We start from the raw sequence: 16,794 nt of genomic DNA, 5'->3' as shown, positions 1-16,794 counted from the left end.
GGGAGGCGATCCATGGCTGCCAGAAACAATCCGAAACGGGAAAAGCAGATCGAAAGCGCGCGCAAGATCGCCAAGGCGACGGGCGAGGCGCATCTCGATCCGGAAATTCTCTTCGGCCGGGCAAGCAATGATGATCTCGAACTCTATACGCCTGAAATGCTGGCACTCTCTGCCGTACACTCGGCAAAGGAACTCGCCGCATGGAGCGGCAAGGCGCCGCGCGTCAGCATCGACACCATTGCCGACGTGACGCCGGATGGCATCGCCGTCTCGGTGCTTTCCGTCACCGACCGGAACATGCCTTTTCTGTTTGAATCGGTCATGGGTGAAGTGACGAGCAGCTATCGCGACCTGTTCATGGCCGTGCATCCCATCCTGGTCATGGAAAAGGGCAAGGCGCCTGCGCTCTATTCCGCCGATCACCCGAGCGACCCGACCAATCGCGTCAGCCATATCCAGCTTCATATTGCGCCGCTCAATTCCACCCAGACCGCCGATCTCGTCAAACGCATCGAAACCGTGCTCGAACAGGTGCGCCTGTCGGTGTCCGACTGGAAGCCGATGCTTTCCAAGGTCGACGGCGTGATCGCCGAGCTTTCGGCCAATGGCACCGGCCGCAAGAAGGCCGATCGCGACGAAGCCGTCGCCTTCCTGACCTGGCTGCGCGACGAGAATTTCACTTTCCTCGGCATGCGTGAATATGTCTATTCCGGCAAGGGGAGCGATGCCAGGGTCGAACGCGACAAGGGAGCAGGCCTCGGCATCCTCTCCAACCCCGATGTTCTCGTGTTGCGCACCGGCAAGGACGCCGTGACGACTACGCCTGAGATTCTTGCCTTCCTCGACGGCCCCGACTTCCTGATCGTCACCAAGGCGAATGTGAAATCGATCGTCCATCGCCGGGCCTATATGGATTATGTCGGCGTCAAGCGCTTCGACGCGCAAGGCAAGGTCACCGGCGAACTGCGTATCGTCGGCCTTTTCACCTCGACGGCCTATACGTCGCTCGCCTCGGAAATCCCGCTGCTGCGTTCTAAGGTCGAGAAGGTGAAGGAGCATTTCGGCTTCGACCCGATGAGCCATTCCGGCCGCATGCTCGACAACACGCTGGAATCCTATCCGCGCGACGATCTCTTCCAGATCGACACGACGCTGCTTGCAAGTTTTGCCGAACAGATCAACGACCTGGCCGATCGGCCGCGCGTGCGCGTCCTGCCGCGCATCGACCATTTCGATCGCTTCGTCTCGGTGATCGTCTACGTGCCGCGCGAGGAATATGACTCGATCGTTCGCGAGCGGATCGGCACCTATCTGAAGACCGTCTATGACGGCCGCGTCTCCGCCTATTACCCGGCTTTCCCGGAAGGCGGCGTGGCGCGCGTACATTTCATCATCGGTCGCTCCGGCGGCAAGACGCCACGCATTCCGCAGGCAAAGCTTGAGCAGATGATCCGTGAGATCACCGCCCGCTGGGACGACCGTTTCGAGGCACTGGCCGGGGCAAAGGCGCCGAAGATATCGGTCGACCAGGCCTTCCAGGATTCCTTCACCCCGGAGGAAACCGTGGCCGACCTTGCGGATATCGGCGCCTGCGCCGCAGGCGAGCCGCTTCGCATCCAGTTCTACCATCGTCAGGAAGAGCAGGGCCGCACCCTTTCCTTGAAGATCTTCCACGCCGGCGGCCAGCTGGCGCTGTCGCGCCGCGTGCCGCTTCTCGAGAATCTCGGCTTCAATGTCGTCAGCGAACGTACCTTCGACATCGGAGTGCCGGCCGCCGATGCAGAAACGAAACTCGTCGTGCTGCACGACATGGAGCTCGAAACCCGCAATGGCGGCGAAATCGATCTGGCGCGTTACGGCGCCGCCCTCGAGGAAGCCTTCGTAGCCGCCTTCGCCGGCACGATCGACAATGACAGCTTCAACCGGCTGATCATTTCGGCCGGGCTTTCGGCGCGCGAGACCAACGTGCTGCGCGCCTATGCGCGTTATCTCCGCCAGGCCGGCATCGCCTATTCGCAGGACTATATCGCAACGACGCTCGACAAATATCCTGTCGTCGCCGCCGCCATCTTTCGTCTCTTCCATGACACTCTCGACACCCGGCTGTCGGAGAAGGTCCGCGTGAAGAAACTTGCCGAACTGCACCAGGCGATCGAGGCAGAGCTCGCCGACGTGCCGAGCCTTGACGACGACCGTATCCTGCGCCGCTACGTCAATATCGTCGATGCGACGCTGCGCACTAACTATTTCCAGAAGAACCCCGACGGCTCGCCGAAACCGATGCTGGCCTTCAAGCTCGATCCGCACCTGGTCGACGGGCTGCCGGAACCGAAACCCTTCCGCGAGATGTTCGTCTACGGCGTCGAAGTCGAAGGTGTGCACCTGCGCTTCGGCAAGGTGGCGCGCGGCGGCCTGCGCTGGTCGGATCGCGCCGAGGATTACCGCACCGAAGTGCTCGGCCTCGTCAAGGCGCAGCAGGTGAAGAACGCGGTCATCGTGCCGGTCGGCGCCAAGGGCGGCTTCTATCCAAAGAAGCTCCCGGTCGGCGGCAGCCGCGACGAGATCTTCAATACCGGCCGCGAGGCTTACAAGACCTATATCCGCACGCTGCTTTCGATCACCGACAATATATCGGGCGCCGATATCGTGCCGCCGAAGGATACGGTCAGGCTCGACGGTGACGACCCCTATTTCGTCGTCGCCGCCGACAAGGGCACCGCGACCTTCTCCGACACCGCCAATGCATTGGCGCAGGAAGCCGGCTTCTGGCTGGACGACGCCTTCGCTTCCGGCGGCTCGGCCGGTTATGACCACAAGAAGATGGGCATCACCGCCCGCGGCGCCTGGGAAACCGTGAAACGCCATTTCCGCGAAATGGACATCGATATCCAGACGACACCTTTTACCGTCGCCGGCGTCGGCGACATGTCGGGCGACGTCTTCGGCAACGGCATGCTGCTGTCTCCCAAGATCCGGCTCATTGCCGCCTTCGATCATCGCGACATCATCATCGATCCCGATCCCGACATGGAAAAGGCGCTGGCCGAACGTCAGCGGCTCTTCGACCTGCCGCGTTCGAGTTGGCAGGATTTCGACAAGAGCAAGCTCTCGAAGGGGGCAATGATCATTTCTCGCTCGGCGAAATCGGTCTCGCTGACGCCGGAAGCGGTTGCTGCAATCGGCATCGACAAGGCCGTGGCCACGCCCTTCGAAATCATCACGGCGATCCTGAAGAGTGAGGTCGACCTGCTCTGGTTCGGCGGCATCGGCACCTATGTGAAAGCGCCTTCCGAAACCGACACCGAAGTCGGCGACCGCGCCAACGACCCAATCCGCATCACCGCGGTTGAGGTGCGCGCCAAGGTGATCGGCGAGGGCGCAAACCTCGGCGTTACCCAGAAGGGCCGCATCGCCTATAGTCTGAAGGGTGGACGCTGCAACTCCGACGCCATCGACAACTCGGCCGGCGTCAACACCTCGGACGTTGAGGTCAACATCAAGATCGCGCTGGCCGCCGCCATGCACGACGGACGCCTGACGCGGGCAAAACGCGACCAGCTTCTTTCCTCGATGACCGGCGAAGTGGCGGCCCTGGTGCTGCGCAACAATTACCTGCAGTCGCTGGCGATCTCGCTGACAGAACGCAAGGGCACGGCAAATGGCCTGGAACTTGCGCGCTTCATGACGGTTCTCGAAGGCGCCAAGCAGCTGAATCGCAAGGTCGAGACGCTGCCGGACGACCAGACCCTCGCCGAACGCTATGCTGCCGGCAAGCCGCTGACGCGGCCGGAAATCGGCGTGCTGCTGTCTTATGCCAAGATCGTGCTCTTCGATGCGCTGGCCGCAAGCGATCTGCCGGATGATCCCTATTTCACCGCGACGCTTTCGAATTATTTCCCCGTCAAGATGCAGAAGACGAATGCCGGCGATATCGCCAGCCATCGCCTGAAGCACGAAATCGTCGCGACGGTGCTTGCCAATGAAGCGATCAACCGCGGCGGGCCGAGCTTCACCGTCGCCATGATGGACGCGACGGCGGCCTCGGCGCCGGAAGTGGTGCGCGCCGCGATCGTTGCCCGCGACGGGTTCGACCTGACCCGGCTCTGGTCCGAAACGGACGCTCTCGACGGCAAGATATCAGGTGAGATGCAGAACCGCATCTACGAGGAAATCAGCCATAGCTTTATCGTGTTGACGCGACTGCTCTTGAAGACCGGCATGACCAAGGCCGATATGGCGGAAGTGATTAGCCGGCTGCAGGCAGCCCTGAAGAGGCTGAGGCCTGCCTTCGCCGAACAGGCGGCCGGCGATACCGCCACCCGCCAGGCGGAGTACGGCCAGGCAGGCGTGCCCGAAAAGCTCGCGGCCGAGATTGCCAACCTCCAAAGCTTCGCGCTGGTGCCGGAGATCATGCAGATTACCGAACGCACCGGCGAGCCCCTGGTGCGCGCCGCTGAAAACTACTTCGCGGTGTCGCAGACCTTCCGTATCGCCAGGCTGCTGGCAGCCGGCGGACGGATCCTCACCTCCGACCATTACGAGAATCTGGCGCTTGCCCGCAGCATCGACCAGATCGCCAGCGCCAGACGCGACATCGTCATCTCGGCTCTTTCCGATCACGGCAAGGAAAAGCTTCCGGTTCAGGCCTGGCATGCGCAGGATCGCATCCGCATCAACCGTATCCTCGAAGAGCTTTCGAGCCTCAGCGACGGCGGCGATCCCAACCTTGCGCGTATTACCGTTGCCGCAGGTATCCTGACCGATCTTGCGCGCGACCGGGCGAGGTGAGACAGTCCGCGAAAAAAGGAGCGGATGTTGAATCGCATTGACTGGACAGGAACGCAACCGCCGAAGGCCACGGAGAAGGGCATATGGGGGTGGATGTTCTTCGATTGGGCAGCGCAGCCCTTCTTTACCGTGGTCACAACCTTTATCTTCGGGCCCTATTTCGTTTCCCGCCTGACCGATGACCCGGTTTCCGCGCAGACGACGTGGAGCAACATGGCGACGATCTCCTCGGTGATCATCGCCCTGCTCTCACCCGTTCTCGGCTCGATCGCCGACCAGTCCGGCGCACGCAAACCCTGGATCGGCTTCTTCGCCGTCATCAAGATCGCCAGCCTTTCCTGCCTGTGGTTTGCCGCCCCGGGTTCACCAGTCCTCTATCCCGTCATTTTCATGATCCTCGCCTCGATCTCGGCGGAGTTTTCGATCGTCTTCAACGATTCGATGATGCCGCGCCTGGTCGCCAGGCACGAGGTCGGAAAGCTCTCCAACACCGCCTGGGGGCTCGGTTATCTGGGCGGCATGATCGTGCTCATTGCCGTCGTGACGCTTTTGGCGGCAAGTCCCGAGAGCGGCAAGACCATCCTCGGCCTCGATCCGTTATTCGGTCTCGATCCCAAGACCGGCCAGGATGCACGCATCACCGGGCCGATCTCGGCCGTCTGGTACCTGATCTTCATCCTGCCGATGTTCTTCTTCACACCGGATGTCGGCAAGGGCCTTCCCTTCGGCACCGCTGTCCGCTCGGGCTTGCGGGAGCTCAGGAATACGCTTGCCGAACTTAAGGAGCGCCGCGGCATCCTGACATTCCTCGTCGCCCGGATGATCTATCAGGACGGCGTCAACGGCCTGCTGATCCTTGGTGGAATCTTTGCGGCCGGCATGTTCGGCTGGGCGACAATCGAGATCGGCATCTACGGCATCATCTTGAATGTCGTCGCGATCTTCGGCTGCCTGATCGCCGGCCGCGTCGACAGGAGCGTCGGTTCGAAGGTGACCGTCGTCATCAGCCTGACCATGCTGCTTCTCGCCACCATCGGCATCATCTCGACAGGACCGGGTTACACGCTGTTCGGACTGATGCCGCTGCCGATGGCCGATTCCGGTGGCCTCTTCGGGACCGCGGCGGAAAAGGCTTATATCCTCTATGGTCTGCTGATCGGGCTCGCCTTCGGGCCGGTGCAGGCCTCGTCGCGCTCCTATCTCGCCCGCAGCGTCAGCCCCGAGGAGGCCGGCCGCTATTTCGGCATTTATGCGCTTTCGGGGCGCGCCACGAGTTTCATGGCGACGCTGCTCTTCTCGCTGGTGACCTATATCAGCGGATCACCGCGGCTCGGAATGGCAACGCTGATCCTGTTTCTCGCCGGCGGACTGGTGCTCCTGATCCGCACGCCCTATCCGGCCGATCGGGCATAGGAACAGGCCCGATCAAGCCGGAGATGAGCGCGTGCCGCGCCCGATCCTCATTCAATGGCGGAAATGGCGCATGCCGGTGAACACCATCGCGATGCCGTGTTCGTTGGCAGCATCGATGACTTCCTGGTCGCGCATCGAGCCGCCCGGCTGGATAACCGCGGTCGCCCCTGCGGCGATCATCGACAGAAGACCGTCAGCAAAAGGCAGGAAGGCTTCGGAGGCGACTGCCGAACCATGGGTCATCGGCACGGCAAGGCCGAGCGCCTTGGCGGCCTCCTCGGCCTTCAAAGCGGCGATGCGGGCCGAATCGACGCGGCTCATCTGGCCGGCGCCGATACCGGCTGTCTGGCCGTCCTTGGCATAGACCACGGCATTCGATTTCACATGTTTGCCGACCTTGAAGGCGAACTTCATGTCATCAAGTTCCCGTGCCGTCGGCGCGCGCCTGGTGACGACCTTGAGTTCCAGATCTTCGACCATGCCGTTGTCCCGGCTCTGGACCAGCAGGCCGCCGGAAACGGTCTTTGCCGTCAGGCCTGCGGCACGCGGATCGGGCAGGCCGCCGGCCGACAGCAGCCGCAGATTCGGTTTGCGGGCGACGATCGCCTTCGCCTCCTCCGTCACATCCGGCGCGATGATCACTTCGGTGAAGAGCTTGACGATCTCTTCGGCCGTTTCGGCGTCCAGCGTCCGGTTGAGGGCAATGATCCCGCCGAAGGCGGAAACGGAATCGCAGGCGAGCGCCCGCTGATAGGCTTCGACCAGGCTCGATCCGGTGGCAACACCGCAGGGATTGGCATGCTTGATGATGGCGCAGGCCGGCGCTGTCTCAGGCAGGAACTCGGCGACGAGCTCGTAGGCGGCATCCGTATCGTTGATGTTGTTGTAGGAGAGCTGCTTGCCCTGGAGAAGGGTGGCCGTAGAAACACCCGGGCGCTTCTCGCCGGTGACATAGAAGGCCGCCTTCTGATGCGGGTTTTCGCCGTAGCGCATCTCTTCCTTCAGCGCACCGCCGATGACCCGGTGGTGCGGCGTGTCGATCGACAGCGCCTCGGCGAACCAGTTGGAAATCATCGCATCATAGGCGGCGGTGCGGGCATAGGCCTTGGCGGCCATGCGCTGGCGGAAGGCATAGCCAGTCTTGCCGTCATCTGCGGAAAGCTGCTCCGTGAGTTCGGCATAATCGGCCGGATCGGTCAGAATCGTCACATAGGCATGGTTCTTGGCCGATGCGCGGATCATCGCCGGACCGCCGATATCGATATTCTCGACAGTCGTCGGATAGTCGCCGCCGGCGGCGCGCACCTCCTCGAAGGGGTAGAGATTGATGACGGCGAGGTCGATGCTCTCGATACCGTGCGTTTTCATCGCCTCCTGGTGTTCGCTGTCGTCGCGGATCGCCAGCAGACCGCCATGCACCGTCGGATGCAGCGTCTTGACGCGCCCGTCCATGATCTCCGGAAACCCGGTGATTTCGGAGACATCGGTGACGGCGAGACCGGCAGCAGTGATCGCTTTATAGGTGCCACCGGTCGAAAGCAGGCGGACGCCCCTGGCAGACAGGGCGTGGGCGAGCTCGACGATCCCGGTCTTGTCGAAGACGGAAATGAGTGCGGTCTTAATTTCGACCTTGTCGGGGGCGGGGATCTTCTTGGAAATGACGGCCATGAAACCTTCTCCGTTCGGGCTTCGGGAGATATCCGCGAGGGATGCTCGCATGCTGGCGTCGCGTTAGCACAGCTTTGCCGCCGCGCAAACAGGCGTCGGCACATGATCTAGCCCTTGCGGGACAGGAACCAGCGGATTTCCGTCTTCTCGGCAAGATCGAAATCGATCTCGATCTGGTCCGAACCGCAGATGCCGGAGCTGTCGGCGAAGAAAATGTCCTCGGTGATCAGCACTTCATTGCCGGGTGCCGAAAACAGCCAGCTTTCACCGTCCGGCGCCGTCAACAGCACGGACTCGCCGTCACTCTGATGCAGGACGATCGCGGGATGGATATGAAAACGGGCGACAGCATTCAGGGGCTCGTCACTCTCATATCCTTCGCGGACGACGAGCCGGTCGCGGCCTGTCACGATCGAGCCCGCGGCATTGAGGGTCAGTTCACGCTCGTGCAGCACCCCGAACACCCTGAGATAACCGTCATGGCTGAGCTTGATGCCGTCGCGTCCATCCTCCGTTTCGGCGCGCTCGACGGTGACTGTCTTGACCGGTTCGATGATCGCGTGATTGAGGAAGGGCGAGGGCGAAAAACGGCTGGACGAGGTGTCGTTGAGGATGACGGTCGAATGCGCCGCCGTCGTTCGCGCCATCTGGACATAGCGGTGCCCGGCAAATTTCGGCGAACCGGAATTGACGATGAAGCGATGGCGGCCGGACGACATCTCGAAGGAGAGGCTGCCGGCATGCGCGGTCCGCAGCCCGCCTGCCGAAGGCGGCGTGCCGGTATCGGCAATGATCACGGTCTTCCCGCCGGAAAGCCGCTGATAGCGCGAATGCGGCAAAGCTTTGAACGGCTGACCGGCGGTCTCGTCATATCGCAGCACCGACATCAGCTCGTTTGCGAGCGTCGAGGTCGCTCCGTTGAAGAGCGCCAGGTCGCCGTCCTGATGGCGAAAGAACCGCAATGCCGGATACATGCGGTCGATGCCGGAGATCAGCTTCTGCGGCAGGTCATGACCGAGATTGACATAGGTCTGCCTGAGCGGCAGCAGATCAAGCAGCAATTCCAGCCCGACACGTGGATTGCGCGAGATATGGCCGCCATCCGACAGAATCTGGCTATCGAACTCGCGGTCGAGCGCCTGCGCCGCCCTTCTGAGCGTGGAGGCGCGCGCCGGCATGGCAACGGAGGCCATGGCGAGCGCAATACGCAGCCGAAACAGCTCCAGGCCGCCGAGGGTGAACGGCGCCATGCGGTGCAGGAACCTCACCTGGAACGCCAGCGACTTCATGAAGCGGCGATAGAAGCCGCGATCGGCGTTCTGCAGCACCACCGGTGAATGCGACAGCCAGGCAATGACGCGCTGGGCGGTGACGTCGGTCTCCCAGGCGACCCCCTCCATCCGGCCGGCATGGATGGAAAGCCAGCTGTCGACGATCGCGCGGGCGGCAGCCGAGCTGCGCTCCGTCTTGTTCGCCCGCATATGCCGCAACCAGCCGAAGCTATGAAGACGGATCGCGAAGGGGCGCGAGGGCAGGGTGAAGGTGAAGGGCGACTTTCCGTTGGTTTCCAGCATCCGCCCGGCCAGGAGAAAACGTCCGTTGAGGATCTCGTCGGCCACATGCGGATCGATGCTGCGCAGATCGGTCGGCGCGACGATCAGACGCTCGGGCACCTTGATCGAATGGCGAAAGAGCTTCAGGCGCAGCAACGCGACGCGGCGCAAGGCGCGCCGCCAAGCCTCCCGAACATACATGCTCGCAAAACGCCGACCAAACTGCATATTCTATTGTCTATTGACCCTCGTGGTTAAGAATAGGTGAAAAGCGGCCGATTTCATCGTCCGCAATGAATTAATTCGTGACAAGGTTCGAATATACGCAATTAACGCGTTTCAACGGCATCATGCGGGCGGTTTTGTGAGAACGGCATGCGTAATGCCGGGCTGTGAAATGTCTGGCTTGGCGGAGATTCGCCTGGGCGCGCTCAAGCCTGCAATCAGGCCACGCGACGCAGCACGGCCGCATAGAAGCCGTCGAGGCCGGAGGCGATGCCATCGGGCATTTTCAGCATGGTGGGAAGCGTGCGGAATTCGCCGAGTGGTGTGATCGCCGCCTCGAGGCCGGGCCAGTCGCCGGCACCGATCGAAACGCGCTCGACCGCATCCGTATCGGAAAGAACACGGGCGACGACGTCCTCACCCTCGGCAGGGTCGAGCGAGCAATTCGAAAAAACCAGCGTGCCGCCCGGCTTCAGCAATGTCAGCGCATGGCGCAGCAGCCGTTCCTGTAGCGCCGCCAGCCTGGCAATATCCTCAGCTCCTTTGGTCCACAGCACGTCAGGGTGCCGGCGTGTCGTGCCGGTGGAAGAGCAGGGGGCATCGAGCAGGATCGCATCGAAACGCTCCGCCGGCTCGAACGTCGTCAGGTCTGCCGCAATCGTCTCGGCTTTGAGGCCAAGCCGGTCGAGATTCGACCGCAGCCGTCTTAGCCGGCTTTCCGACTGGTCGAGGGCGGTGACTTCGCCACCGGCAAGAATGAGCTGCGCCGTCTTGCCGCCGGGCGCGGCGCAGAGATCGGCGGTACGTCTGCCCGAGAGATCGCCGAAAAGCTTGGCGGGGATGCTTGCTGCCGCATCCTGCACCCACCATTCGCCCTCATCGAAGCCTTCGAGCGCAGGAATGCCGCCGTCGAAGGCAGCAAGCCGCACACCGCCCGTCGGCAGGGCAACACCGTTCAGCCGCTTGGCCCAGCCTTCAGGGTCGGATTTGACGGTCAGATCGATCGCGGCCGGCTCGAGCTGGGATTCCGAAATCGCCAGCGCCGCATCCCGGCCATAAGCCTTCTCCAGCCTGGCGATGAACCAGGCCGGCATCGGCGCGACCTTGCCGATCTCACCCAGCACCTCAGCCTTTTCGCGGCCGAGCCGACGGAGGATGGCATTGACCAGCTTGGCGAAACGGCGATTGCGCGGGTCCTGATTGGCCTGCTCGACGGCAAGATCGACAGCCGAATGATCGGGCACGTCGAGATAGAGGATCTGCGCCGCGCCGATCGCAAGCACATGATGCAGCGCCCTTGCCCCCTCCGGCAGCGGCGAATCCAGCAGCCCGGCAATGGCGGCATCGATGCGCGGCAGATGACGCAGCGTCGTGTTCAGGATGGCGCGGACGAGCGCCCGGTCGCTTTCGCCGAGCGCCCTATAGGCCGGATTGCCGTGTTCATGATCGAGAGCGCCGTCGAGCGGCAGCTTGCGGTCGACGACGGCAGCAAGAATTTTTGCCGCGGCGGCCCGCGCCTGCATGCCGGGTTTAGCCGGTGCGGAGCGCTCGGCGGAGGGCTTTTGCTTGCGGAATGGCTTCTTCGTGCCGTCTGAATTCAAGACCACGGACCTTTTGGCGGTTGCGAACCACCGCGACCAAGGCCCGTATCCGGAACAGAGCGCGATTTGCGCGACGGATTAGCAGCACGCGCCGGCGACGTCGAGACATTCATGCCGCCTTGCGCCATGTCATACAGGGCAGCGATGCGGTTTTCCGTGTTCGGATGGGTGGAAAACAGATTGTCCATCCGCTCTCCGGAGAGCGGATTGATGATGAACATATGTGCCGTCGCCGGATTGCGCTCGGCATCTTCGTTCGGAACATGGGCGGCACCGCGCGCGATCTTGCCGAGCGCCGAAGCGAGCCAGAGCGGATTGCCGCAGATCTCGGCGCCGCGGCGGTCGGCCGAATATTCGCGCGTGCGGCTGATCGCCATCTGCACCAGCATGGCGGCGAGCGGCGCCACGATCATCGCGACGATGACGCCGATGAAGCCGAGAGGATTGCTGTTGTTGTCACGATTGCCCCCGAAGAAGAAAGCGAAGTTGCCAAGCATCGAGATCGCACCGGCAAGTGTTGCCGTGATCGTCATCGTCAGCGTGTCGCGGTTCTGAATATGCGCCAGTTCATGCGCCATTACGCCCGCCACCTCCTCGGGAGACAATGCGCTGAGCAGGCCGGTAGAGGCGGCCACGGCAGCATTGTCGGGATTGCGGCCGGTGGCGAAGGCATTCGGCTGCGGGCTGTCGTAGAGATAGACCTTCGGCATCGGCAAACCGGCATTGCCGGCGAGATCGCGCACGATCCGGAAAAACTCAGGCGCGTTGCGCTCGTCGACCTCCTGCGCGCGATAGGCCGAAAGCACCATCCGATCGGAATTCCAGTAGGAGAAGAAATTCATGCCGGCGGCAATGACGAAGGCGATCATCATGCCGGCCCGACCGCCGATCAGGAAGCCGACGAACATGAAAAGCGCCGTCATGAAGGCAAGCAACATGGCAGTGCGGACGAGGTTCATTGCGGATCTCCATCTCCGATTTCGGCGTCCCAAGCTTTCAATCCCGGCGCCGGCGCATTATGATTTGGTTATTCACCAGCCATTTTCAATATTTTCCGGCAGGAGAAGGCATGCAGGACGCTGATAATGACAATAGCGAAACGCCGGTAGCCGAGGGGTCGGAGCCACCGCGCAAGACGCTGTCCCCGGCTGCCAGGCGCGCGCTTGCCGAAGCCGAAGAGCGGCGGAAGAACCAGAAACCGCTGGAACTGCCGCCGGAGACCGGCGGTCGCGGCGGAGCCGAACCGGCGCGCTTCGGCGACTATGAGATCAACGGCCGGGCGATCGATTTCTGAGTAATATTCCTATTGGCTTCTTTCGATCGGAATATGCGGATTTACGAAATCACTATGGCGGAGCTGCACTCCACGCAGATGGCCTATGTAAGTAGAATCCGGCTAACGAGCCTTAGGCTCCAGTATTTTTGCCGTATCCTGATGTCGTCTTGACGGACGGACGTTGCCTCACCGAGGGCTTCGCCCGTGATTGCGGTCAACGCACGCCAATGCGTCGACGAAATGGGAGCCGCTCCGGAAGCCGCGAGGGACGGAGCGGCTCCATATCTCAGGCCGTCGCCTTGTTCTGTCGGTTGGCGATCAGATCGTCGACCACGGCGGGATCGGCGAGCGTCGAGGTGTCGCCAAGTGCACCGAAATCGTCCTCGGCGATCTTGCGCAGGATGCGGCGCATGATCTTTCCGGACCGGGTCTTCGGCAGACCGGGCGCGAACTGGATCTTGTCGGGCGCGGCGATCGGGCCGATTTCCGCCCGCACATGTTTCACCAGTTCCTGGCGAAGCGCGTCTGAACCATCGTGACCGGCCATCAGCGTCACATAGCAATAGATACCCTGGCCCTTGATCGGATGCGGATAACCGACAACAGCAGCTTCCGAAACCAGATTGTGCGAGACGAGTGCCGATTCCACCTCTGCCGTGCCGAGCCGATGGCCGGAGACGTTCAGCACGTCGTCGACACGGCCGGTGATCCAGTAATAACCGTCCGCATCGCGCCGGCAGCCGTCGCCGGTGAAATACTTGCCCTTATAGGTGGAGAAGTAGGTCTGGATGAAGCGCTCGTGATCGCCGTAGACCGTGCGCATCTGACCCGGCCAGCTGTCGGTGATGCACAGATTGCCGTCGGCCGGGCCGTCCAGCACCTTGCCCTCATTGTCGACCAGCTGCGGTTTGATGCCGAAGAACGGGGTCGTCGCCGAACCGGGTTTCAGATCGGTGGCACCTGGCAGCGGCGTGATCATATGGCCGCCGGTTTCCGTCTGCCACCACGTGTCGATGACAGGGCAACGCTTGTCGCCGACGACATTGTAATACCACTCCCAGGCTTCGGGGTTGATCGGCTCGCCAACGGTGCCGAGCAGGCGTAGCGAAGAGCGCGAGGAGCGCGTGACGAAGTCGTCGCCGGCGCCCATCAGCGAGCGGATCGCTGTTGGCGCCGTATAGAAGATATTGACGTTATGCTTGTCGATGACTTCCCAGAAGCGGCCCTGGTCCGGGAAATTCGGCACGCCCTCGAACATCAGCGTCGTTGCGCAGTTGGCGAGCGGCCCATAGACGATATAGGAGTGGCCGGTGACCCAGCCGACATCGGCCGTGCACCAGTAGACGTCGCCGTCGTGATAATCGAAGACATATTCATGCGTCATCGCCGCATAGACGAGATAACCGCCGGTCGTGTGCAGCACGCCTTTCGGCTTACCGGTTGAGCCTGACGTATAAAGAATGAAGAGCGGATCTTCCGCCTTCATCTTCACCGGCGGGCATTCCGCCTTCACGGTGGCGATTTCCTGGTGATGCCAGAGATCGCGGCCTGGCGCCCAGCCGGTCTTGCCACCGGTGCGGCGAACGACCAGAACCTTCTCCACGATCACGTGCTGGCGTGCCGCGATATGAATTGCGGTATCAGTATTGTCCTTCAGCGGCACCGGCTTGCCGCCGCGCACACCTTCGTCGCATGTGATGACGAAGGTGGATTCGCAGTCAACGATGCGCCCCGCTAAGGCCTCCGGCGAGAAACCGCCGAAGACGACCGAATGCACCGCGCCGATGCGGGCGCAGGCGAGCATCGCATAGGCGGCTTCCGGGATCATCGGCATATAGATGGTGACGCGATCGCCCTTTTTGACGCCGTGCTTCTTCAAGACGTTCGCCATCCGGCAGACATGCTCGTAGAGCTCGTTATAGGTGACCTTCTTGTCGATATAGGGGTTGTCACCTTCCCAGATGATCGCCACCTGGTCGCCATTCGTTTTCAGATGTCGGTCGATACAGTTGTAGGAGACGTTGGTCTGGCCGTCCTCGAACCACTTGATCGAGACCTTGCCGGTAAAGGAGGTGTTCTTGACCTTGGTATAGGGCTTGAACCAGTCGATCCGCTTGCCGTGCTTGCCCCAGAACTTGTCCGGGTTCTCGACGCTTTCCTCGTACCATTTCAGGTACTTTTCCTTATCGATCAGGGCGCGCGCCTTCACCGGCTTCGTAACCGGATAGATCTTCTCCGACATGGAACTCCTCCTCATGGGACATGCGATGGGCCGCGCCGGCAAAGCGGGCCTGGATTTCAAATCCGGGCAATTCATAGCAGTTCGCATCGTGGCGGCAATTAGACAAAGGTCATTTCATTTTGGAAGAATTGCAATTCTGCGACAGTGCGGTTATATAGCGGCATATTTCCCGGACATTGTGGTGACAATCCACGGACCGCGACCGGCGCGGACGATAGAAGGACTATATCCATGGCTCAAACACTGCTCATGCCGAAGGCGACAGCCATCTGGCTCGTCGACAATACGGCACTGTCTTTCGATCAGATTGCGCAGTTTTGCAAACTGCATCCGCTCGAAGTCAAGGCGATCGCCGATGGCGAAGCGGCGCAGGGTATCAAGGGCCTCGACCCGATCTCGACGGGACAGCTCTCCCGCGACGAGATCGCCCGCGCCGAAGCCAATCCGAACCACAAGCTGAAGCTTTCCGAACCAAAGGTGCGCGTGCCGGAATCCAAGCGCCGCGGCCCGCGTTATACGCCGGTTTCGAAGCGTCAGGACCGCCCGAACGCCATTCTCTGGCTCGTTCGCAACCATCCGGAGCTGAAGGACGCGCAGATTTCCCGCCTCGTCGGCACGACGAAATCGACCATCGAGCAGATCCGCGAGCGCACCCACTGGAACTCGGCCAACCTGGCGCCGATGGATCCGGTAACGCTCGGCCTCTGCAGCCAGATCGATCTGGACATGGAAGTGGAAAAGGCCTCCAAGGGTCGTCCGCTGCCGACCGCCGCCGAGCTTGGCGCGACGCTGCAATCGGCACAGGAAACCGAGCGCCTGACCCCGAGCTACGAGCGCGAAGAGGAAAAGGAAATCGATGCCGACGCCGTCTTCCGCAAGCTGAGCTCGCTGCGCTCAGCCCCGAAGGACGAGGACGACGACCAGTACTGAGATATCGGTTATCTCATGAAAAACCCCGCCGGTCTGGCGGGGTTTTTTATTGCCTATTGCCTGTAGAAGATCACGACGCGCTTTAGCTGCGGAACAGGGTGAGGATGTTCTGCGCCGAGCTGTTGGCAATCGACAGCGACTGGACGGCCAGTTGCTGCTGCGTCTGCAACGCCGAGAGCCTGCTCGATTCCTCTTCCATATCGGCATCGACCAGACGTCCGACGCCGGAGTCGATTGAATCGTGAAGACCGCTGACGAAATTTTCCTGGAGCTGGATACGGGTCGAGATCGAGCCGAGAGCTGAGCCGGCGGCGGTCATGGCGCCGAGGACCAATTCGACGCCGGTCAAGGCCGCGTCGAGCTGGCCCTGGGTGAAACCGGTAATGTCGAGATCATAGATCGACGCCATGACGATAACTTTGCCGCCATAGGTTCCGTTGAAAGCCGTGCCGATGATGCCGCTGGTCGTTTCGATCGCGCCGGTGCTGGTCATGCCGAAGAGCACGTTTCCAAGCGTGCCTGAATCGAGCACATAGTCCGTCGTCTTGACCGAGACGGCATTGCTGCCGTCGCGGACGAAGGACGAGACGACGCTCTTCGTGCCGGAAGCGCCGGCGACCCAGTTTTCACCCGAGAAGGATGCCGATTGGGCGATGCTGAGCAGCTGCTCCTGCAGCTGATCGAGCTCCTGCTGGATCTTCGTCTTGTCGACGCCTTTTTCCGTGGCGGCGACGATCTTGGCCTTGATTTCGCTGACGATGTCGAGGGCACTGTCCATGGCCGAATAGGCGGTATCGACCTTCGCCGCGCCGAGACCGAGGGCATCCGAGACGGCCGAAAGCGCTTTATTGTCAGAACGCATGGTCGTTGCGATCGACCAATAGGCGGCATTATCAGCCGCCTTTTCAACACGATAACCCGAGGAAACGCGACCCTGGGTGTCCTTGAGACTATCGTTTACACCGCGCAAAGTCTGCAGCGCTGCCATGGCAGCGTTGTTGGTGAGGATGCTTGTCATGATCCGTTCCACAATCGTTGAGAAAGGGGCAATCCGGACTAAGCCGGTAACGGCGACCGCGTCATGCAAAGCCTGCTATG

At 61.7% G+C, this 16,794-nt stretch carries 10 protein-coding genes; 4 read left to right on the top strand and 6 right to left on the bottom strand.

Going from position 1 to position 16,794, the window contains the following annotated elements:
- Positions 1 to 12 precede the first annotated feature (12 nt).
- Positions 13 to 4,788, top strand: a complete 4,776-nt coding sequence (locus tag FHT79_RS30410; RefSeq protein ID WP_183904635.1) for an NAD-glutamate dehydrogenase — start codon at positions 13 to 15, stop codon at positions 4,786 to 4,788.
- A gap of 24 nt (positions 4,789 to 4,812) precedes the next feature.
- Positions 4,813 to 6,201 carry an MFS transporter gene (locus tag FHT79_RS30405; RefSeq protein ID WP_028758890.1) on the top strand — a complete coding sequence of 463 codons (1,389 nt, stop codon included), beginning with the start codon at positions 4,813 to 4,815 and terminating at the stop codon, positions 6,199 to 6,201.
- Positions 6,202 to 6,252: 51 nt separating this feature from the next.
- Here FHT79_RS30405 and purH read toward each other — a convergent pair whose 3' ends face one another.
- From purH to htpX, 4 genes are all read right to left on the bottom strand, one after another.
- On the bottom strand, positions 6,253 to 7,869 hold the full coding sequence (purH, locus tag FHT79_RS30400) for a bifunctional phosphoribosylaminoimidazolecarboxamide formyltransferase/IMP cyclohydrolase (RefSeq protein ID WP_047615862.1): 1,617 nt from the start codon (positions 7,867 to 7,869) through the stop codon (positions 6,253 to 6,255).
- A 107-nt stretch (positions 7,870 to 7,976) separates the two neighbouring features.
- Positions 7,977 to 9,650: a heparinase II/III family protein gene (locus FHT79_RS30395; protein WP_047615864.1), complete on the bottom strand. Its 1,674-nt coding sequence runs from the start codon at positions 9,648 to 9,650 to the stop codon at positions 7,977 to 7,979.
- A 215-nt stretch (positions 9,651 to 9,865) separates the two neighbouring features.
- On the bottom strand, positions 9,866 to 11,254 hold the full coding sequence (locus tag FHT79_RS30390; RefSeq protein ID WP_028758414.1) for an RsmB/NOP family class I SAM-dependent RNA methyltransferase: 1,389 nt from the start codon (positions 11,252 to 11,254) through the stop codon (positions 9,866 to 9,868).
- On the bottom strand, positions 11,245 to 12,207 hold the full coding sequence (gene htpX / locus FHT79_RS30385; RefSeq protein WP_047615869.1) for a zinc metalloprotease HtpX: 963 nt from the start codon (positions 12,205 to 12,207) through the stop codon (positions 11,245 to 11,247). The genes FHT79_RS30390 and htpX overlap by 10 nt, the downstream gene beginning before the upstream one ends.
- A 110-nt stretch (positions 12,208 to 12,317) precedes the next feature.
- On the opposite strand from htpX, the gene FHT79_RS30380 reads away from it, so the two are divergent.
- Positions 12,318 to 12,542 (top strand): DUF1674 domain-containing protein, encoded by a 225-nt coding sequence (locus tag FHT79_RS30380; protein WP_097544599.1) that lies wholly within the window; start codon positions 12,318 to 12,320, stop codon positions 12,540 to 12,542.
- Between the two features lie 268 nt (positions 12,543 to 12,810).
- Here FHT79_RS30380 and acs read toward each other — a convergent pair whose 3' ends face one another.
- A complete protein-coding gene (gene acs / locus FHT79_RS30375) occupies positions 12,811 to 14,766 on the bottom strand; it encodes an acetate--CoA ligase (RefSeq protein WP_047615873.1) in 1,956 nt (651 codons plus the stop codon).
- 231 nt (positions 14,767 to 14,997) lie between these two features.
- Here acs and FHT79_RS30370 point away from each other — a divergent pair, with 231 nt between their 5' ends.
- The gene (locus tag FHT79_RS30370; RefSeq protein WP_047615874.1) at positions 14,998 to 15,696 is read left to right on the top strand and encodes a DUF1013 domain-containing protein; all 699 of its coding nucleotides are present in this window, start codon (positions 14,998 to 15,000) and stop codon (positions 15,694 to 15,696) included.
- A gap of 82 nt (positions 15,697 to 15,778) precedes the next feature.
- On the opposite strand, the gene FHT79_RS30365 is transcribed toward FHT79_RS30370, so the two are convergent.
- On the bottom strand, positions 15,779 to 16,714 hold the full coding sequence (locus tag FHT79_RS30365; protein WP_047615876.1) for a flagellin: 936 nt from the start codon (positions 16,712 to 16,714) through the stop codon (positions 15,779 to 15,781).
- Positions 16,715 to 16,794 lie beyond the last annotated feature (80 nt).

Origin of the sequence: Rhizobium sp. BK212, assembly GCF_014197475.1 — a bacterium.
Classification (GTDB): Bacteria; Pseudomonadota; Alphaproteobacteria; order Rhizobiales; family Rhizobiaceae; genus Rhizobium; species Rhizobium anhuiense.
The sequence above is the reverse complement of the archived record's forward strand: the minus strand, read 5'-3'. Positions and strand labels throughout refer to the sequence as shown.